At 58.3% G+C, this 17,989-nt stretch carries 19 protein-coding genes and 1 riboswitch; of the genes, 15 read left to right on the forward strand and 4 right to left on the reverse strand.

The features are described 5' to 3' along the window. Positions 1-188 precede the first annotated feature (188 nt). The 10 genes from Abin_RS07400 to Abin_RS07445 all read left to right on the forward strand — a co-directional run bounded on the left by Abin_RS07400 (position 189) and on the right by Abin_RS07445 (position 8,496). Positions 189-542 (forward strand): hypothetical protein, encoded by a 354-nt coding sequence (locus tag Abin_RS07400; RefSeq protein WP_048845706.1) that lies wholly within the window; start codon positions 189-191, stop codon positions 540-542. Between the two features lie 70 nt (positions 543-612). After that, a complete protein-coding gene (locus tag Abin_RS07405) occupies positions 613-1,770 on the forward strand; it encodes a baseplate J/gp47 family protein (protein ID WP_371862221.1) in 1,158 nt (385 codons plus the stop codon). Then, complete coding sequence (locus Abin_RS07410) at positions 1,770-2,345, forward strand: DUF2612 domain-containing protein (RefSeq protein ID WP_048845708.1); 576 nt, start codon at positions 1,770-1,772, stop codon at positions 2,343-2,345. The genes Abin_RS07405 and Abin_RS07410 overlap by 1 nt, the downstream gene beginning before the upstream one ends. After that, entirely contained in the window at positions 2,342-3,397 is a 1,056-nt protein-coding gene (locus tag Abin_RS07415) for a hypothetical protein (RefSeq protein ID WP_048845709.1), read from the forward strand. The genes Abin_RS07410 and Abin_RS07415 overlap by 4 nt, the downstream gene beginning before the upstream one ends. A 5-nt stretch (positions 3,398-3,402) precedes the next feature. Continuing rightward, positions 3,403-3,900, forward strand: coding sequence for a hypothetical protein (locus Abin_RS07420; protein WP_174766860.1), 498 nt, complete (start codon positions 3,403-3,405; stop codon positions 3,898-3,900). Beyond that, entirely contained in the window at positions 3,897-4,424 is a 528-nt protein-coding gene (locus Abin_RS07425; protein WP_048845710.1) for a phage fiber-tail adaptor protein, read from the forward strand. The genes Abin_RS07420 and Abin_RS07425 overlap by 4 nt, the downstream gene beginning before the upstream one ends. 13 nt (positions 4,425-4,437) lie before the next feature. Beyond that, positions 4,438-4,998 (forward strand): hypothetical protein, encoded by a 561-nt coding sequence (locus tag Abin_RS07430; protein ID WP_048845711.1) that lies wholly within the window; start codon positions 4,438-4,440, stop codon positions 4,996-4,998. Then, positions 4,995-7,382 carry an autotransporter outer membrane beta-barrel domain-containing protein gene (locus Abin_RS07435; RefSeq protein ID WP_048845712.1) on the forward strand — a complete coding sequence of 796 codons (2,388 nt, stop codon included), beginning with the start codon at positions 4,995-4,997 and terminating at the stop codon, positions 7,380-7,382. The genes Abin_RS07430 and Abin_RS07435 overlap by 4 nt, the downstream gene beginning before the upstream one ends. Before the next feature lie 114 nt (positions 7,383-7,496). Further along, positions 7,497-7,817 carry a DUF2834 domain-containing protein gene (locus Abin_RS07440; protein ID WP_048845713.1) on the forward strand — a complete coding sequence of 107 codons (321 nt, stop codon included), beginning with the start codon at positions 7,497-7,499 and terminating at the stop codon, positions 7,815-7,817. 394 nt (positions 7,818-8,211) lie between these two features. Beyond that, positions 8,212-8,496 carry a hypothetical protein gene (locus tag Abin_RS07445; RefSeq protein WP_143217151.1) on the forward strand — a complete coding sequence of 95 codons (285 nt, stop codon included), beginning with the start codon at positions 8,212-8,214 and terminating at the stop codon, positions 8,494-8,496. On the opposite strand, the gene Abin_RS07450 is transcribed toward Abin_RS07445, so the two are convergent. After that, positions 8,493-8,660: a hypothetical protein gene (locus Abin_RS07450; protein WP_158319901.1), complete on the reverse strand. Its 168-nt coding sequence runs from the start codon at positions 8,658-8,660 to the stop codon at positions 8,493-8,495. The two genes, Abin_RS07445 and Abin_RS07450, sit on opposite strands and share 4 nt — an antisense overlap. 26 nt (positions 8,661-8,686) lie before the next feature. Here Abin_RS07450 and Abin_RS07455 point away from each other — a divergent pair, with 26 nt between their 5' ends. The 5 genes from Abin_RS07455 (at position 8,687) to pnuC (ending at position 15,179) form a co-directional block, all read left to right on the forward strand. Then, the gene (locus Abin_RS07455) at positions 8,687-9,136 is read left to right on the forward strand and encodes a hypothetical protein (RefSeq protein WP_048845715.1); all 450 of its coding nucleotides are present in this window, start codon (positions 8,687-8,689) and stop codon (positions 9,134-9,136) included. Between the two features lie 117 nt (positions 9,137-9,253). Next, a complete protein-coding gene (locus Abin_RS07460) occupies positions 9,254-10,510 on the forward strand; it encodes a cation:proton antiporter (protein WP_048845716.1) in 1,257 nt (418 codons plus the stop codon). Beyond that, positions 10,510-13,080, forward strand: a complete 2,571-nt coding sequence (locus Abin_RS07465; protein WP_255319362.1) for a TonB-dependent receptor — start codon at positions 10,510-10,512, stop codon at positions 13,078-13,080. Before Abin_RS07460 ends, Abin_RS07465 begins: the two co-directional genes overlap by 1 nt. 2 nt (positions 13,081-13,082) lie before the next feature. After that, complete coding sequence (locus Abin_RS07470; RefSeq protein ID WP_048845717.1) at positions 13,083-14,423, forward strand: phosphotransferase enzyme family protein; 1,341 nt, start codon at positions 13,083-13,085, stop codon at positions 14,421-14,423. 195 nt (positions 14,424-14,618) lie between these two features. Next, on the forward strand, positions 14,619-15,179 hold the full coding sequence (gene pnuC, locus Abin_RS07475) for a nicotinamide riboside transporter PnuC (RefSeq protein ID WP_048845718.1): 561 nt from the start codon (positions 14,619-14,621) through the stop codon (positions 15,177-15,179). A 186-nt stretch (positions 15,180-15,365) separates the two neighbouring features. Here the strand turns inward: pnuC and Abin_RS07480 are convergent, their stop codons facing one another. From Abin_RS07480 to Abin_RS07490, 3 genes are all read right to left on the reverse strand, one after another. Then, positions 15,366-15,920, reverse strand: a complete 555-nt coding sequence (locus tag Abin_RS07480) for a hypothetical protein (protein ID WP_048845719.1) — start codon at positions 15,918-15,920, stop codon at positions 15,366-15,368. Positions 15,921-16,032: 112 nt separating this feature from the next. Then, positions 16,033-16,560 (reverse strand): GNAT family N-acetyltransferase, encoded by a 528-nt coding sequence (locus Abin_RS07485; protein ID WP_048845720.1) that lies wholly within the window; start codon positions 16,558-16,560, stop codon positions 16,033-16,035. A gap of 79 nt (positions 16,561-16,639) precedes the next feature. Further along, a complete protein-coding gene (locus tag Abin_RS07490) occupies positions 16,640-17,623 on the reverse strand; it encodes a DMT family transporter (RefSeq protein ID WP_174766861.1) in 984 nt (327 codons plus the stop codon). A gap of 212 nt (positions 17,624-17,835) precedes the next feature. Further along, positions 17,836-17,901, forward strand: a riboswitch (Fluoride riboswitch). Positions 17,902-17,989 lie beyond the last annotated feature (88 nt).

The raw sequence follows: 17,989 nt of genomic DNA on the forward strand, positions 1-17,989 counted from the left end.
CACCTGCAACACCCTGCAAAGCGCAACATCGCCCCTTTCGTATAAGAAAGGCAGCAGCCCAACCGCGTTATCCCACCACCCAACGCGCCCCGGTGCCCCTTGGTTTCCTACCGTGCAGGATGATCTGCCATCACGCCCGCACAGGACCGTGCGATTTATCCTGTTTTTGAAAAAAAGAAGGCCCTTCCATGCAAACCTTGCTGCTTGATTGTGCAACGTGGGATCTGGCGGTTGATGCCTCGGGCAATATCGCAGTGGCCTCAGCCCCTTATGCCGTGGCCCAGAATGTGGCGTGTGCCGTACGCGTCTTTCTGGGTGAGTGCTGGTACAACACCGCCCTCGGCCTTCCGTATCTGACCAATATCCTGGGGCGTGCGCAGTCCGTGGCGCTGTTCCGCGCGGATGTGGAGCAAACAGCCCAGTCTGTTGACGGCGTGGCCCGTGCCACCTGCGTGCTGACCGCCATCAGCCCCCAGCGCCGGCTTTCCGGTGTGATTGAACTGACCCTAGAAGATGGAAGCCAGACTGTTGTCAGCCTCTGATACCTCCTCATCCTCCGCCAGCGGCACAACGTCCGTTCCCGCCCCGGTGCTAGATGCCACCGGCTTCATTATGCCAGAGGAGCCAGACATGCTGGCTGGCGTTCTGGCTGACCTGAACGCTGCTTTTGGCAATACCCTGAATACGGGCCTTTCCACCCCACAGGGCCAGCTTGCCATGTCCCTGACCGCCATTCTGGGCGATGCGTATGATCAGTTTCTGACCCTCGCCAATGGGGTAGACCCGGCACGCGCCACGGGGCGCATGCAGGATGCCATTGGCCGCCTGTATTTCATGTCACGCCTTACGGCCACGCCTACGGTTGTGACGTGTATCTGCACGGGTGTGACGGGAACGGTTATCCCCAAAGGGGCTTTGGTGCAGGATGCAGCGGGCAACAGCTATGCGGCCGATAATGCGCTAACGCTTGATGCGACGGGAACCGCCACAGGCACATTTTCCTGCACACAGAAGGGGGAAATTGCCTGCCCGGCGCAAAGTGTCTCCATCAGTCAGTCTCTGGCCGGATGGGCAACGGCCACAAACCCGGTTGCAGGCGTGACAGGTCGCCCCGTCGAAAGCCGCACGGCATTTGAAGACCGCCGTAAAACGTCCGTTGCCGGGAATGCCATAGGCTCGCTTGATGCTATTTCCGCTGCGGTACAGGCTGTCAGCGGTGTTAGCGATGTGTTTGTAACAGATAACAGCACCGCGTCCGCTGTGACGCAAGGCGGTGTTACCATTGCGGCCTACAGCCTGTATGTCTGCGTCAGCGGCGGGGAAGATCAGGCAATAGCGCAGGCTATTTTGCGTAAAAAGCCACCGGGGTGCAGCTATACGGGTGACACCACTGTTACAGTTACGGACACCAACAGCGCCTACACAAATGCGCCGTCTTACGCGGTCAGTTTTCAACGTGCCGTTCCTGCACCGCTTTATGTGAAAGTGGTGCTTGTGGCATCCGCCGCCATTCCGGCAACAGCGACCGCGTCCGTCCAGTCTGTTGTGCTGGCTGCGTTTGCGGGGAATGACGGAGGCAGCCGTGTCCGCATTGGTAGCACGCTGTATGCCAGCCGCTTTTATGCCGGTATTGCCGCTTTGGGCAGTTGGGCGCAGATTGCAGAAATTACGGTCGGCACAGCAGCAGACCCCACAACCCTGAATGTGGCATTTGGTATCAATCAGGCCCCGACACTTGATGCCCAAAACATCACAGTGGTGTTTGCCTGATGCAGGATGTTCAGAAAACCATTCTGTCGCAATATGCGTGTTCACCAACCATCAATGCGCTGATTGCCGCATGGAATCAGGCGTTTGATCCGTCCGCATGGATCAATGACTGGTATGACAAAATCTGGAATCTGGATACCGCGCAGGGCTATGGGCTTGACGTCTGGGGCCGCATTGTCGGCGTTGAGCGTGTGCTCAAACTAACGGCAGACAGCGTGCTTGGCTTCCATGAGGCCGAAGACCTGACCGAGGAGGGATTTAACACAGCCCCGTGGTATTCCGGCACAGCCACAACAGGGAATTACCGTCTGTCAGACGATGGCTTTCGGCAGCTTATTTATGCCAAAGCCTTAGCCAACATAACAGATTGTTCCGTTACCAGCCTGAACGCTATTCTCATGACCCTGTTTGCCGGTCAGGGCGATGCCTGGGTGCAGGATAACGGCGGTATGAGCCTGACCTACTGTTTCAGTTTTGTCCCATCCGCTGTGCAGATTTCCCTTATCCAGAACGCTGGTGTGCTTCCTCGCCCTGCTGGTGTGCATCTTACTTATTCCATCAAGGGACAATCATGAAACAATCCGATTTTCCAAAACGGTTTTCTCAACCGATTGCCGCCTCTGCCAGCAGTGGTAATCTGGCCAACATCCCCGCTACGCAGGCTACGGCAGGGGACGGCACGGCGTCTGTCGCGCTCGGCTTTCCGCCTGAAACATTTATCGGCCGTTCGGCTGGGGGTGTGCCACCGCGCGGGCAGGACATGAATGGCTTTCTCAACCGTCTGTCCAGCGTCTTGCAGGCTTATCAGGCCGGGATGATTGGTGTTTATGACGCAGGTTTTGCATTCTCTATCGGGGGGTATGCGTCCGGTGCTGTGGTCGCCGGGACTACACCGGGCACGTTCTGGGTCTCCACCGCTGATAACAACATGACACAACCCGGTGCCAACGGGGCCTTCTGGCAAAACCTGTTTGCAAACTACCTGCCACTGGCAGGCGGAAAACTGTCAGGGTCTCTGATAATAGGAAGTTTCTATAGTTTTAATGCGGATAACGGCTATTCTACATTCTATCGGCCGTCGCGTGCGCCCAGTGATGGTATTCTTGATTACTATTCAGATGTAGGGGGCACCTATAGCAATGTTGCGCGTATTACGTCAGACGGATCGTTCAATATCTATGGTTCCGGGCATTTTTACGAAAGCAACCAACAGGTTGCTACCCAAAACTGGGCAAACGGCCAGTTTGCAACGCCAACATGGGTTTCAGCGCAGTTTGCCCAGTCGTCCTGGGTGTCCAGTCAGTTTGAACGGTTGGGAAACTGTGTGCCGGTTGCCACCTATACTGGGGATTTTTCAACATCAGACAGCCGCGTCATTAACCTAGCGTATGGGCACCGGATTCAGTTTTTTACCGTTTCTGTCGGCAATGATACGACCGTAGGGTCATGGGTCACGTTTCCACAGGCGTTTTCAAACACGCCTATCGTGCTGGTTGGGGCGTCCGGCAATGATGATAGCGTAAGCGATACCGATTACTGGGTGTACGGTGCCACCACCACTGGTGTGTATGTGCGCCCGCGCAACCATATTGGCCTTGCCAATCTCATCGCGATCGGGAGCAAGTAAACATCATGACGCAAACTGTGAAAGACTTATACCCTGCGCGCTATTATGCGGGGTATGACACCACAGCCGCCCAACCCACACCTGTCACCGCGTGGTATGACACATGGGAAATGAGCAGCCTTTCCGCTGTTCCGCCAGCCAGTAATCTTCTGCCCATCAGCGCGGAAGACTGGCAGAATACAACAAACTTCCGCAAACCGACCGGAAAGGCGGTGCAGAACGGCGGCATTGTCGATTACACACCGCCACCCGCACCATTATCCACGCAGGCATACTATGCGCTGCAACAGGCTGCTACAACCAGTTGGGCGGAATACGGCATGTTTGGGGAAACACCGCCTGCGGCATGGCAAACCTATCTGTCTGCTCTCCGCGCTATCAGTAACGGCACAGATACGCTTAGCACCCGGTTGCCAACGCTCGGTACGGAACAAAGCGTTGCAACCGCAGGATCTGCCGCTAGCACATCAATGCAAAACGCGGCTGAACAGGGGGGCGCATGACGGCCCCTTTGCTCTCCCCCAACTGGTGCCCTGCGCCAGCCCGGTGTATTCCGCTTGCTGTGCCTGCGGGGCTACGGTTGCGTGGGTTGGTGGGGCAGGCGGTTACGTTGTCATGGGCCCCAAAATCCAGCGCGGATACACTTGATTTTACACTTGACCCCACAGACTGGTTACAGGGCACGGGGGATTATCTGGCAAGTGTTTCCGCCACCGTGCCAACGGCAACCGGGCAGACGGCTGATCTGACCGTGCTGTGGGCCAGTCTGATCAATGGCATGGCGTGTCTGTTTCTGGGCGGCGGGGTGCCCGGCACCGTGCAGACGGTGATGGTGCGTGTCACCACACAACAGGGGCGCAGCCTTTGTCAGCCGGTTTCCCTTGCCATTACGGCCACAGGGGCCGCTACGGTTGCAGCAACGGTGCCCACTTTGCCCGATGGCACACCTGTTCCCCCCAATGCTCTGGCTTTGTCTGATGCGGTCATTCTGACCACGGAAAGCGGGCATCCTTATCTTCTAGCCTGAAAGCGTAAAGTCTATGTCCGGGTCTTCCACACCGGCGGCCACTGTGAATGGTACGCCGCTTTCGGCGTTGCCGGTCCACACGCAGCCAACTGCGACTGATCTTGTTTTTGGTATTTTCAACGGGCAGGGCCAATTTGTTCCGCAAGGCAAAATCTGGTCTGGCGCGGTTGATAAAACTGGCGATACCCTCACAGGGTTACTGGCCTGTGCCCTTACGCCGTCTGACCCTGCGCATCTGACCAACAAAGCCTATGTTGATAAACTGGGCGGGCAGGTGCAGGGCACGGTTTCCACACTGGTGACGCAGGCACAAAATGCCGCAACACAGGCCAGCCAGGCGGCGTCTGGCGCGGCGGGTGCGGCTGCTACCCTGCTCAATACCCAGAAAGGCACCCCAAACGGGCTGGCCGCGCTGTCTGCGTCCGGCAATCTGCTGCTTGGCGGCCTTGAATGTCTGGGCGTGCGTAACGGCCATGTGCTGATGGCGCTTGAACTCCCCACCACAGACCCCGGCGTTACCGGCGCATGGTGGAACAATGGGGTCTATATCTGCATTTCTCAGGAAACGACATGAGCATGAATTCCGTCTTGAAAACCCGTATCGTGCTTGGCGTCTGCTCCGGTCTGGTGCTGGCGACGGCGGTGCAGAGTGTTGCGGCACCCCGGCCCAATCATCTTCTGCCACAATTTCAGCAGCATGGATCTGCCGCGCCTGTTGTATGGCCAGTCATGCGGTCTGTCGCACCGCAGGCGCTTATGGCGGCGGCTCCCGTTGGGGGCAATGCCGCCTATTACGCCCCCACGCACCCACCGGGCGGGATTGACCCCACCACATCGGTTCCCACTCTGTGGGCCAACGCCACCATCGGGCAGATTGGCTCAATGGCAGATGCCAGCGTGCAGCAGACTGACAAGAACCAGCCGAACGGGGTCGCCGCGCTTGACGCTGCCGGGACAGTCACGGCCCCTGTAGCGGGCGACGTCACCGCCGCCACAGCCAGCAGCACACTGACCGGCGCTGTAACGCGGGCTTTGTCTGCCCGGTTTGCCGAATACCCCAGCACCAAAGATTTTGGCAGCCAGCTTGACGGCACGCACGATGATAGCGCCGCCCTACAGGCTGCAAAAGCGGCTGTTGCAGCCGGTCGGGCTATTCATGTTCCGGCGGGGGTATTGACCCTGTCAACGCCGCTACAGGGGGCTACCCCAACTCTGTGGCAGCTTGACGGTACCACGCTGGCCAACGGTGTACCGGTAACGGATCTGGGCACAGATGTGCTTGAAAGCACGCTTGAAGGGGGCAAGTATTTTGCCCGTGGCCATAGCCATGCTGACATGGCCCCCGTGCTGCGCAAGGACATGAACATAACGCACACAGGCGGCACCACCGGCTTTGTCATGAACCTTGAAAAAGGCAACTGCACCATTCCGTCAGAAGGGGCCGCCCTGAATGATTATGTGTGGTGCCATTCGACCGTTTTGACCAGTTCAGCCTTTGGCGCGGGCGAGCATGTGGCGCAAGCCAGTCTGGCGCAACGCCCCGCCAATGCGTTGAGCGACGGGAAGGGATCACGTTCGCAGCTCTGGGCTGGGTATGATGAGGTAAGGGACGACACCGGGCAGCCTTCCTCCAGCGCGGGTAGTCTGGTCGGGCGTGAAATTGACGTTTACGCCAACGGGGATGACCCGGTGGGGTGGCGCATTGGCCTGCAACTTCAGGTTGCAGGGGCCAGTGCGTCGGGCACGGCGGGAAAGGTGGGCAAAGGCATAGCCATTGGCAATAATGATGCCACCAGCACCTATGGCATATTGATTGATGCTGCGGGCCGGTTTGATACGGCCGGGATTGATCTGTCACGCAGCACGCCCGTCAATAACGCCCCGGTTCTGAATATCGGGGCCAACCGTGGGTTGGCCTTCAGTGACGACCACAAACCCCATTTGCAGTTTGATAGCGCAGCCTACACGTTGCGTTATCTTTATGACGCAACAAGCCTTTTCTCCATCGGGATGCAGGGCGATGTTACAACCGCAATCAGCAATGCCGGCAGCGGCGTGGCGTGGAGCCTGACCGGGCAGGCGCAACTTGGCCTGAATCTGACGGGCCTGACTGCGCCAGAAGCTCTGCGGCTGGCATCTGGTCAGACCCTGTCGTGGGAGCCAACGGCAACTGTTCATAGCGGCTTCACGAACGGAAAGCTGACAGATCAGGTGGCCGCAGGTGTTGCCCGCACGCTTGATACGCAGGGGAACGAAACCGTGCCCGGCAGCCTGCACAACAGCCAGACGGTGGTGTCGTTATCACAACCCACGGTTGCGGCTTATATTGCCACCGGTACAGCCGCCATAGGGGTGGATACAACTGGTCTGGCCGCCCCGGAAGCCCTACGTCTGGCCAGCGGCCAACGCCTGTCGTGGGAGCAGACAGCCTCCGTCCAGACGCGCTATGAAAACGGCCTGTTGCAGGATAGCCAGAATGGCACAGCCCTGCGCACACTTGATGGCAGCGGCAATGAAACCGTGCAGGGCAGTACCCGCAACAGCGGCATGACAACCAGCCTGACCAACGCCACCGCCAGCGCCGTTACGCTGACTGGCACGGCCGCCATTGGCGTGAACCTTAGCGGTCTGACCAGCCCGGAGGCACTGCGTCTGGGCACCGGGCAAAGCATTGCGTGGGAACCAACAGCCGTTATGAAAACAGGGTTTTCTGAAACAGGCCTGACAGACGCCAAAGGCTCTACCGCACTGCGTCTGCTTGATAGCAACGGCAATGAAACACTGGCCGGGACCATCACGCCCTCGACCGGGCTGCACCTGCCCACCGTTTCACGCGCTGACATCAAAAGCCGCCCTAGCCCCGCCGTGGGTCTGATGGTGTACGATGCGGATGATGACACCCCTGCCATTTACACGTCAGCCGGATGGAAACTGCTCACTCTGGCGGCCATTCCGTAAAGGGAGCGGCCAACGCCCTGTGGCCATGAAACACGTTTTCTGTTGCTTGCCCGATATGAAATGGCTTGAGTATGAAGGCGGGCAGATCAATCGGCAGCGGGGGCCTTAATCGTCATGCGTTTGAAACAGGTTTATGTCTGCTTTTGCGTTTTAGGCACAGTCATTCCGTATTGCCTGTTGATAAAGTGGCTTCTGACCAACGGCATTTCCCCGGCAAAAATGGGGACTGCACTTGCGGCAAATGAACTCAGCCTGTTTTTCGTGGCGGACGTTATTCTTTCTGCCCTGATTGTCATGATCTTTGCGTCGTCAGAACACAGGGCGGGAAGGGTGCGGGCGGCCTGGCCCGTCTATGTGGGTACGCTGCTTGTCGGCGTTTCTCTGGGGCTTCCGCTCACCTTGTATCTGCGTGAGGTCAAACGCAACGGGGGCTGATAAAAGGGCCGGTAACAAAAGGGCCAATAAAAATCAGGCCAGTAAAAACAGGCCGCATTAGGACGCAAGGCCCCCGGCGTCCATGACATTCCCATGAAAAATGATGGTCTGGCTACGGCCCCGCCTTGTGCCGCGCAGCGTGGCGCGGCAGGGTTCACACGGAAATATGACTGCTCCCACCCCTAGGAAATTCTTGACCCGGTGGATGCTATATATGTATATATCGCATACCACATAGGCATAAAAAGAATAGCTGTGGACCATCATGATACACGCCAGAAAACGAACATTTCTATGGCTGGGTCTGCTTTTGGGTTGCTTGGCGCCGCAAGCAGACGCACACGCCGAAAACAGCAACGCTTTCCGCTTTTCTTCTCATCAGGAAGACAGGCGAATGGTCGGCACGCTTGAAGGCAAGCAGGCCGCTGAATACCATCTGACGCTGACCGAAGGGCAGGAACTCTCTGTGCTGTGCCATGCGCGCAAACAGAATGTGACGTTTTTTGTTAAAGATGCAGAAGGCCACATGCTGCACCCCACGGCCCAGCAATGTGCTCACCAGACGTGGCGCACACAGGTGCCCCATAACGGCAAATATACCGTTGCCGTTTTTCAGCACCACGGTGCAGCCCTGAAGGGGCAGAGCGCTTTTTACCGGCTGCACGTCTCCGCACATTAACGCGCGGCTTCTGCTTGCTGGCAGACCAGAACGCTACCCGTCGTCCTTACACCCACCCGGTTACATCCCGGGTGGGTTTTGTGTGTCCGGGTAGGACGGACTTCTGGCAGCACCTGTGATACACCCCCACCCGTATGACCAAGCCAGCGGGGTAACCCCGCCATGGTGCAGCGGCCGATGCGGAGGGAGCATGGAAAAAACCATCAAGACAGTGCTGGATAAAGTGAATGACAGCATAGCCGTTAAAATGACTATGCTGTTCGGCAGTATCTGGTGTGTTTACGCTTTTCTGGTGTTTTCTCTGGTGCCGCTGGCGGTGCCCGCGTGGCAGAATACGTTGCTCTATGTCAGCAACTGTATTCAGCTTGTGGCGTTACCTGCACTCATGGTGGGCAATGCCGTGCTTAGCCGTGGTGCGGACCGCAGGGCGGCGGAAGATCATCAGGCATTGCTTGAAATTTTATCAGATGTGCGGGAAGAACTGGCAGACCTGCGGGCCAAGACAGCAGGGCTGGCGCAAAGCACATCAGCCGCATTGGAAAGGCCGGAGATGGAAAGTCTTTCCATTTCTGACCAGACATTTGTTGATCTGGATGACAAAACAGACCCGGACAACAAAAACACGCAGCCAACCGGATAAGCCATTCCCGGCGCATACGGGTTGGACACAACAGGAAAGACAGGCCATGCACCCTTCGTATCAGTGTTTGCCCCCGGTGCATGACGCAACGTTCTTCTGGCGGAAGGATACCGTGGCGTGACCTCACTTGGCCTGTTTGCAATTGTTATTACGCTTTCAGCGGTTTTTGGTATTATCAACAACCGTCTGCTGCGCCTGCCGCTGACCATCGGTATTCTGGTTATCTCGCTTCTGGTATCCATTGTGCTGATGGCGGCAGACCTGTTTTTGCCGTGGCAGGGCATGGCGGGTGTCAGAGACCTGCTGACGCAGATTGACCTGCCAAACAGCCTGATGCAGGGCGCGCTGGGGTTCCTGCTGTTTGCCGGTGCCATCAGTGTTGATCTGCAATTTCTGCTTCTGCGCAAATTCTCGGTTATCGCACTGGCCCTTCTGGGCACGTTTCTGGCCGTTATCCTGTTTGCGGGCGGCATATGGGGCGTGTTCGCGCTGCTGGGGCTTGATGTCTCACCCGCATGGTGCGTGGTGCTGGGGGCTATCCTAGCCCCCACGGATCCGGTTTCGGTGGTGGGGATGCTGCGCAGGCTGGGCCTGCCGGGGCAGGTTCAGGCCCTGTTTGCCGGGGAAAGCCTGTTTAATGACGGCGTGGGCGTTGTCATTTTCACCGTGGCGCTGGGCGTTGCGCATGAAGCCCATGCGCCGTCTTTCCTGCATCTGGCAGAAGCCTTCGCGTGGGAAGTCGGGGGCGGTGTGCTGGTTGGGCTGGTGGGCGGCTGGCTGGCCATGCGGGCGCTGCGGCTGGTGCAGGATTCCCACATTGAACTGCTGATTTCTCTGGCGCTGTGTAGCGGTGTGTACAGCGTGGCCGGGGCGTGGGGGATGTCTGGCCCTATTTCGGCAGTTATTGCCGGGTTGATAATGGGGGCACCGGCCACACAGGCCGCCATTTCAACGCACGGGCAAAAAGATATCCGGCTGTTCTGGGGGCTGGTGGATGAAATTCTGAACGTCATGTTGTTTGTGCTGATCGGGTTTCAGGTGCTTAGCGTGTCGTTCAATCTGCCACTTGTCATGGCGATGGCACTGGCTATTCCGCTTTCCATCATTGTGCGCGGCTTGAGCGTTTTTCTGGCCATTCTGCCCATGTATGTGCGCCGGCGAGACCGCATGGGTGTCTGGGCGGTGCTGACATGGGGCGGCCTGCGTGGGGGCATTTCCGTTTCACTGGCGCTGACGCTGCCTGATGGACCAATGCGCGACACGTTGCTGGGTGTCTGTTATGCGGTGGTGGTGTTCACCATTCTGGTGCAGGGGCTGACCATTGGCCCCGTGGTGCGCATGCTTCAAAAGTCTGATCAGGGAAATGCTGTCTAATGCCCTCGCGGTTGCCTGTCCGTTGTGTTCTGCTCACATCCGTTTTCCTGTCTGCTGCCGCTCTGTGTGATGTCGCCCCCGGCATGCTCTCCCGCGCCAATGCAGCGCCGGATGATGCCGCTCCGTCTGGTGCGTCGTCCGCAAAGTCAGGCACGGTAGGGGCCAGGCATCGTGCATCCCGTGTGTCGGGTAGGGCGGCCCATCCTGCGGCTGCACGGGCAGGGACACATGGCGCGGCCCGTGCTCCGGGTGGCCGGGTTGGTGCCAGCCGTCCCAGTGCAATCCCTACAGCATCAAAGAAAAATCTCCCCGGCCCGGTGCAGGCCAAAAACCCCGAACAGGTGTTGGTTACCGCAGACCCGGTTGCCCTGCATGCCGGTGGCGGGATGATCCGCCCGCAGGATGTACCGCAATCGGTCAGCACCGTGGGGGCAGACTACATTGCCCGTCAGGCTCCCTCCGCCACCGCGTATGATCTGGTGGCCATTCTGCCCGGCGCCAATGTGTCAGGGTCTGACCCGTTCGGCTTTTCCCCCCAGACCAATATTTCCGTACGCGGGCTGAATAATGATGCCATTGGCTATACGCTTGAAGGCATGCCGCTGAATGATGTGGCCTATTATACCGGCTACCCCAGCCAGTTTGCCGATAGTGAAAACTATGAAAGCGTTTCGCTGGCCCAAGGCGCGGCTGATATTGAAAGCCCGGTGCTGAACGCCGCTGGCGGCCTGATGAAGCTGCGCTTTCGCACCCCCGCTGAAAAAGCGGGCGGCATGGTCAATATGTCTTACGGGTCTTATGACACCAACCGCGAATTTATCCGCGTCGATAGCGGGGAGATTGGGAAGACGGGCCTGCGTGGCTTTGTTTCGTACTCGCACGGGGCGACGGACAACTGGCGTGGCGCAGGGCGCGATCAGCGCCAGCATGTTGATTTCAAACTGCTGAAGACATGGGGCAACCAGAACAGCGCCGCGCTGCTGGGGTCATGGAATCAGGCAATCGACAGCTACTACCCACAGGCCACCAAGGAAAGCTGGGCGCAGGATGGGATAGGCGGCCAGAATAATCTGACCCGTCATTACCATCCCGATGATGCGGCGCAGGGCACGGATTACTGGCGGCTGTATCGTCAGGCAGAACGCACCTTGTATCTGGCGGCCCCGGTTGATCTGCATCTGGCGCACGGGCTGACATGGCGCACAACCCCATATACACAGGGGGCCTATGGCAATGTGCCGGGTGGTGAGGTCCTGCCGGTTTCCAATGTATTTGGGGTAGGGGCATTGTCTGACACAGGGTATCAGCCGTCAGCTACGTCAGAGAGCGGGGCCGTCACGCGGGCGGATTACACGCAGCGCAGTTATCGGTCTGGCTTCACCACGGCGCTGGAATGGAAACATGGCCCCAATACCCTGACGGCGGGCTACTGGTATGATTACGCAGATGACACGCAAAGCCAGACATTTACCCCTGTCAGCGCCGATGGCACCGCGCATAATATCTGGGGTGGTAACAGCAGTACATCACTGAAGCTGGCTGATGGCAGCCTGTATCGGACAGTAAATAATCACACCATTTCGCAAACGAACGCACTGTTTGTGACAGATACTTTATCCCTGCTGCATGACAGGTTGCTGCTGTCTGCCGGGTTTAAGGAAGTGATGTTTACCCGCAATGGCACCAACGCCATTGCGGGCACGCCTTACCACGCGAACACCAATACGGCGGTGCCATTGCCGCGTTTATCCGTGCGGTATCAGATCACGCCGCATCATCAGGTGTTTTTCAATACCACCACCAATTTCCGCACCCCTGCCGAAACCGCCCTGTATAGCGCGCTTGATCCACAGTTGGGCACCCTGACCACACAGGGCTCGACCTCCGTCAAAAACGAATATTCCATTGCCGAGGAACTGGGCTACCGATACGCGGATAATATAGTTGTCGGCAGTCTCACCCTGTTCAACTACAATTTTACAAACCGGCAGATTGAAACACTCGGTGTCATCAATGGCTCCTACGTGTCTTCCACCATGAACGCTGGCGGCCAGACATCGCGCGGGGTGGATGTGGAACTGGGCCTGCGTCCGTGGCACCATATCAGTCCCTATGTTTCCGGCGAGTATCTGCACGCCACGGTTGATAATGACCTGATGTCAGGCGGGGATCTGCTGCCCACACGCGGCAAGCGGGCCGTGCGGAGCCCAACCTTACAGGCCGCCGCTGGCCTGACCTATGATGACGGGCATGCTTTTGGTGTGTTCACCGTCAAATATACCGGGCACCAATACGCCACCTTCATGAATGATGAACGCATGCCCGATTACGTGACAGCGAACATGGCAGTCGGGTATCGGTTTGATGATGTCTCCGTTCTGCACAGACCAGAATTGCGCATGAACTTTATCAATATTACCAACCAGCATTACCTGTCTGGCGTGGCAGACCCCACCCTGAACGCAAAAGACACACAGGGCCGCTATGGCACCACCATAGCGGGTGAAAGCCCCGATTATTACATTGGCGGCGGTTTTGCCGCCATGTTCACGGCGTCAACCGGGTTCTAGGCGTGGCGGAGGGAAACGCCGAACAGGCAGGTCAGTTTGGTGTCAACGGGGTGCAGGCCAAACGGGATTGGCCCTGCCTGACGCTGCAAGAAGCACAAACCGTTCTGGCCCACTATAGGCAGGATACCCCGCCAGAGCGGATAGTCTGGCATAGTATGCGCCCATTCTCGGCGGCGGCGCTGGTGCAGATCTCTGCTTTGGCAAAAGGGGGAATGGATGCGGCAGGCCAGATACCCACGTCAGCCGATACACCCGATGCTGGCAGCATGTCACAGGGAGGAGTGCCACCCGGCCATGCTGTGCAACTGGTTATAAAACGGCATCATGTGCAGCTCCGCTCGGCTGCGGCGTTGGAGGAAGAACATGCCTTCATGCGGCATCTGGCGCAGAAAGATGTTCCAGTCGCCCTGCCGCTGGTCACCGTGTCCGGCCATACCGCCGTCACGCTGAACGACTGGGTGTACGAGGTCTTTCCCCCCGCTGCCGGGCATGATGCCTACCGCGATGTCATGTCCTGGCAGCCATATCATTCCGTGGCGCATGCCTCGGCTGCCGGGCAGGCACTGGCGCGTCTGCATCTGGCCGCGGCCGATGACTCAGCGCCTACCCGTGGGGGTGACCACAGCAGCATCCCGGCCGGGCGGCCCCTCATTTCAAGCCTGCATGCTATAACCCAGCCCGACCTGCTGGCAGCCCTGCGCGACTGGAGTGCGAAACAGCCCGGCCTGCCCGAGCAACTTGCCAACCGGAACTGGCAGCAGGATGTGCAAACGGTGCTTGTGCCGCTTCATGCCCGTCTACGCCCGTTACTGCATGACATTGTGCCTTGCTGGGGGCACGGAGACTGGCATGGTTCCAATCTTTTCTGGCAGGATAAGCCAGAAACACACCACGCCGCACCATACTCCTCACGTGCAGCGCAGACCACGCCAGAAAGCGGCCACGCGCAGGTTGCTGCTGTGCTTGATTTCGGTATGGCTGACCGCACGTGTGTGCCGTTTGATATTGCCGTCGCCCTTGAACGCAGCATGGTTGACTGGCTGAACCCCACCGCACCCAAAGTCTTCTGTTACGCGCAGCTTCAGGCGTTTCTGGAGGGGTATGAGGGCACACGCCTCCTGACGGAAAAAGAGCGTGCTCTGGTGGTTGCGTTTCTGCCGCTGGTGCACACAGAATTTGCCCTGTCAGAAGTCGCTTATTTTGGCACGTTGTTGCGCGATGCTGCCTCCTGCACAGTTGCTTACGATGCTTATTTTCTTGGTCATGCCCGGTGGTTTCTGCAACCGGAGGGGCAGGCGTTGCTAGACTGGCTCTCCGCGTTTCGTCCCTCGGGTCGGCGCTGAACGCGCCATGCAGCCTGTCATGCAGCCCGCCGTACTCTATCCTAAGATCAGTTATCGGGGCTGGTGCCCGGCCTTCCGATGCTTCCCTATTGGGGAGCAGTATTTCCCGATAGCACGGCTGGCGCGCTGTAAGCGTGGCGTGGTTCGCCGTAAGGCGTGTCAGACGGTGGCTCATCAGAAAAGACAGCACACCACATGAGCGCGTTAGAAATAGCGGCCGTTCTGTTCAGTGCTTTTGGGGTATGGCTGACGGGCCGTCGCACCATGCTGTGCTGGCCGGTTATGGTCATTGCGTCCGTGCTGTATGGCGTGGTGTTCTGGCAGGCGCGGCTATATGCCGACATGGCATTGCAGGGTGTTTTTGCAGCCCTCTCGCTGTATGGCTGGGCGCGATGGTTGCGCGGTATGGCGCAGGACGGGGCTGTCACAATTCGTCCGCTCTCGGCTGTAGGGTTCTGGTCTGGCTTGGGGGCAGGGGCGGTTGGCGGGGTTGCGCTGGGGGTGCTGCTGCGCACTACAACGGATGACCCCATGCCGATGCTGGATGCTGCCCTTAGCGCGTATAGTATTCTGGGGCAGGTCTGGATGGCCCGGCGGCATCTGGCCTGCTGGTGGGTCTGGTGTGCGGTGGATGTGCTATATACCGGGCTGTTTTTCGTGCGCGGGTTGTATCTGACTGCGGGCCTGTATGCTGCCTTTGTGGCGCTGGCGGTCATGGGTTTTCAGCAATGGCGCAAAGCGGCGGCCCGTAGTTAGACCTGGACTGAACTCTCACACACCCGTTCTGCCTGGCTCGCCCAGTGTGGGGGAGGTTCTGCGTCACCCTGATCTGCCCGCAGATGCCGCTAGAGTATGGTCCACTTTACGCAGTACCGGCAGCCCGCTGCCTTTGCCTGAAGCAAGCGCAGTGCTGACATCTGTGGCGCTTTGTCAGGTCGCCCGTTAAGGAAAAAGTGTAATCAGCGTGATGCAGGTATTGTAGAACAGGTGGCATAGGGTTGTGGTCCAGAACGGGCTGCCGTAGCCCGAGCGGTGCGTGAAGTAGAAGCAACTGAAAAACGTGGCCCCGCCTACACCCCCGACCAGAAAAGCCAAAGGCCAGTCACGGTGTAACCCGTGCGGCGAGCCACCGTGATGTTCGTAAATGAAAAGTGACAGCGTGATGAGAAAAGACACACCCCACACCAGCTTTGGGAAGGGAAGAAATTTTCGCACCAATTGATAGGGAAGCTGAAAGAACAGATAAGTTTCCGCCAACGGGGCCAGAAGAATTGCCATTACGGCTAACTGCGCGCGGTTGACCTGCTTCATGTCATCCGGGTGCTCAATATGCATCCCAATCATAAGAAACAGGCTGCTGAGAATAATCGCCAGATTGATCGCAAAGCAGATCAGGCAGATACGCCAGTTAATGACGGGTGCCTGATCAGGTTGTGGGGCGGTTTCCGTCCCGCTGCTAAGGGGCTGATTGCGAAAAAGACCGGGCGGTGTGTTCATGCTTTGACCCTAACAGCCTCTCTGGCTCCTGTATGTGACAAAACAGCGATGCAGGGGGCACGTCCCGGCAGGCCCCGGCAGGGGGCATAATCGGGGCGCACGGCCTGTGTGGTCAGGGTCGGTTGCGCTCAAACATCAGCACATCCTGATCCATGTAGCGGGAGGGGGCGAGGAACGTGAAACCGTTTTTTTCCGCCACCCGCAGGGAGGCTGCATTTTCGGGCGCAATGATGCAGCGTGACAGGGTATGGGGCGTTTGCGTATCCAGCCAGTGGCAGATGGCGCGCACCCCTTCTGACGCAAAGCCTTTGCCATGGCACCATGATGCCAGAACCCAGCCTGCTTCAGGCAACCCATCCAGAGATGGCGTTAACCCACGGTGAAATTCGCCAAAGCCGATTGTGCCCACAAAACGGTTGGTTGTTTTTTCACGCACGGTCCAGTGGCCAAAGCCCATAATGCCCCACAACCCGCGATAGCGCAGCAATCGGCCCCATGTATCATTGGCGCTGGCGGGTGTGCCAGACGTATAGCGCGCCACAACGGGGTCAGCCCGCATAGCGGCGAACGCCTCAAAGTCCGTACGTTGGGGAACGGTGAACACCAACCGTTCGGTTTCTAATGTCGGGTGGTCAGGCATGGCTCACGCAATGCAAGGCAGGAAAAACAGCATGGCGTGAGCATAATGTTGCTTTATAGAAACGACAAGGTGCGGCCCGTCAGGGCGTGCTGTCACCCGCCGGGGCGGCGCGCGCCTGTTTGCTGGCCAGTCGGGCGGCCTGCTTTGCGGCCCTGCGGGCTTTCTGGCGTTCAAAGCGTTCCTTCAGGGCCATGCGTTCGTACCGGATCCGCTGACGCACCCAGTTCAACATGCCGGAGAATGTGAGCACGATAATACCCACAAACGTCCAGCCATCCAGCGGCTGGTGAAACACCACGTAACTTAGCGCCACACCCCAGACCATCTGGCTGTATTGCGGCAATGCCACGCGGTTTGCCGGGGCGCGAGCGGTGGCCAGCATCATCATCAGCTGGCCGAGTGCCGCCAGAAAGCCGTAGCCAAACAGATACACCCAATCCAGCACGGTGGCCGGCCATGTGGCATGCAGGCCCATCAGCAGGCCATTGCCCACCAAAGGCCCGATCAGGCTTGACCCAAACAGAGACAACCGCACCGTTTCCTTGCTGGCAAGGCGATAGGCAATCACGCTGCCTGCATTGGCAAAAGCAGCCAGCAAGGCACATAAATGGCCCAGATGCAGCGCCCGCACACCGGGGCGCAGCACAATCAAAACCCCGATAAAGCCAAGTACCACGGCCAGCCAGGCCCACGCGGTCACTTTTTCCTTCAGCAACACCACGGACAGAATGGTCACAAACAGGGGCATCAGGAACATCAGTGACAGCGCTTCAGGCATGGGCAGCAGCATGAAGGCTTCCACACTGGCCGCTGTTGCCACAAACACGCAGACAGCACGCAGCACCCACATGGCCTTCTGCTGCGGGCGGAACACATCCAGATACGATTCATGGGGTTTGCGGATAAACGGCAGAATAAGACAGCCAAATACCCCGCCCGAGAACGCAACCTCGAACGGGTCCAGACTTCCGGCCAGCAGTTTGGAGAACGCATCGCTAATGGCAAAAGAAGCGTATGCTCCAAAGGCAAGGGCCATGCCAGAGAAGAGAGTTTTGGGGTCCATACCGAAAAAACCGTATCTTGGGTGCTAGAAATGCGGGGATGTCGTGCCACAAGGTGTGTGTGGCAGAGTGATGCGCAGGCGTGGGGCAATAACCCCAAATAGACATAAAGTAAAAGCCCTATTCTTAGCCCATGCATTATGGCTGATGCTGCATTGTGCCCCGATGCCGGAACCTTCTGGCTTGAGGGCGCGTCATCGTGGCGCTATACAGACGCCGCATAGGGGATGGGGTTCCCCCTTATAACCGCCCGTACAGGGCTGATGACTCCTGCCGTTGCAACCATGGTGGTCAGGCCGTGCATGTTCTGCCGTGCCTGCTGCCATAACGGCGGGGATGTGCGCCCGCCATGACTATGAAGGGCTGGG

Source organism: Acetobacter indonesiensis (assembly GCF_000963945.1).
GTDB lineage: Bacteria > Pseudomonadota > Alphaproteobacteria > Acetobacterales > Acetobacteraceae > Acetobacter > Acetobacter indonesiensis.

Bases quoted from the DNA above. Each gene is read 5' to 3' on its own strand.
- Abin_RS07400 (WP_048845706.1), top strand. From the start codon at position 189: ATGCAAACCTTGCTGCTTGATTGTGCAACGTGGGATCTGGCGGTTGAT.
- Abin_RS07405 (WP_371862221.1), top strand. From the start codon at position 613: ATGCCAGAGGAGCCAGACATGCTGGCTGGCGTTCTGGCTGACCTGAAC.
- Abin_RS07410 (WP_048845708.1), top strand. From the start codon at position 1,770: ATGCAGGATGTTCAGAAAACCATTCTGTCGCAATATGCGTGTTCACCA.
- Abin_RS07415 (WP_048845709.1), top strand. From the start codon at position 2,342: ATGAAACAATCCGATTTTCCAAAACGGTTTTCTCAACCGATTGCCGCC.
- Abin_RS07420 (WP_174766860.1), top strand. From the start codon at position 3,403: ATGACGCAAACTGTGAAAGACTTATACCCTGCGCGCTATTATGCGGGG.
- Abin_RS07425 (WP_048845710.1), top strand. From the start codon at position 3,897: ATGACGGCCCCTTTGCTCTCCCCCAACTGGTGCCCTGCGCCAGCCCGG.
- Abin_RS07430 (WP_048845711.1), top strand. From the start codon at position 4,438: ATGTCCGGGTCTTCCACACCGGCGGCCACTGTGAATGGTACGCCGCTT.
- Abin_RS07435 (WP_048845712.1), top strand. From the start codon at position 4,995: ATGAGCATGAATTCCGTCTTGAAAACCCGTATCGTGCTTGGCGTCTGC.
- Abin_RS07440 (WP_048845713.1), top strand. From the start codon at position 7,497: ATGCGTTTGAAACAGGTTTATGTCTGCTTTTGCGTTTTAGGCACAGTC.
- Abin_RS07445 (WP_143217151.1), top strand. From the start codon at position 8,212: ATGGTCGGCACGCTTGAAGGCAAGCAGGCCGCTGAATACCATCTGACG.
- Abin_RS07450 (WP_158319901.1), bottom strand. From the start codon at position 8,660: ATGGCGGGGTTACCCCGCTGGCTTGGTCATACGGGTGGGGGTGTATCA.
- Abin_RS07455 (WP_048845715.1), top strand. From the start codon at position 8,687: ATGGAAAAAACCATCAAGACAGTGCTGGATAAAGTGAATGACAGCATA.
- Abin_RS07465 (WP_255319362.1), top strand. From the start codon at position 10,510: ATGCCCTCGCGGTTGCCTGTCCGTTGTGTTCTGCTCACATCCGTTTTC.
- pnuC (WP_048845718.1), top strand. From the start codon at position 14,619: ATGAGCGCGTTAGAAATAGCGGCCGTTCTGTTCAGTGCTTTTGGGGTA.
- Abin_RS07480 (WP_048845719.1), bottom strand. From the start codon at position 15,920: ATGAACACACCGCCCGGTCTTTTTCGCAATCAGCCCCTTAGCAGCGGG.
- Abin_RS07485 (WP_048845720.1), bottom strand. From the start codon at position 16,560: ATGCCTGACCACCCGACATTAGAAACCGAACGGTTGGTGTTCACCGTT.
- Abin_RS07490 (WP_174766861.1), bottom strand. From the start codon at position 17,623: ATGGACCCCAAAACTCTCTTCTCTGGCATGGCCCTTGCCTTTGGAGCA.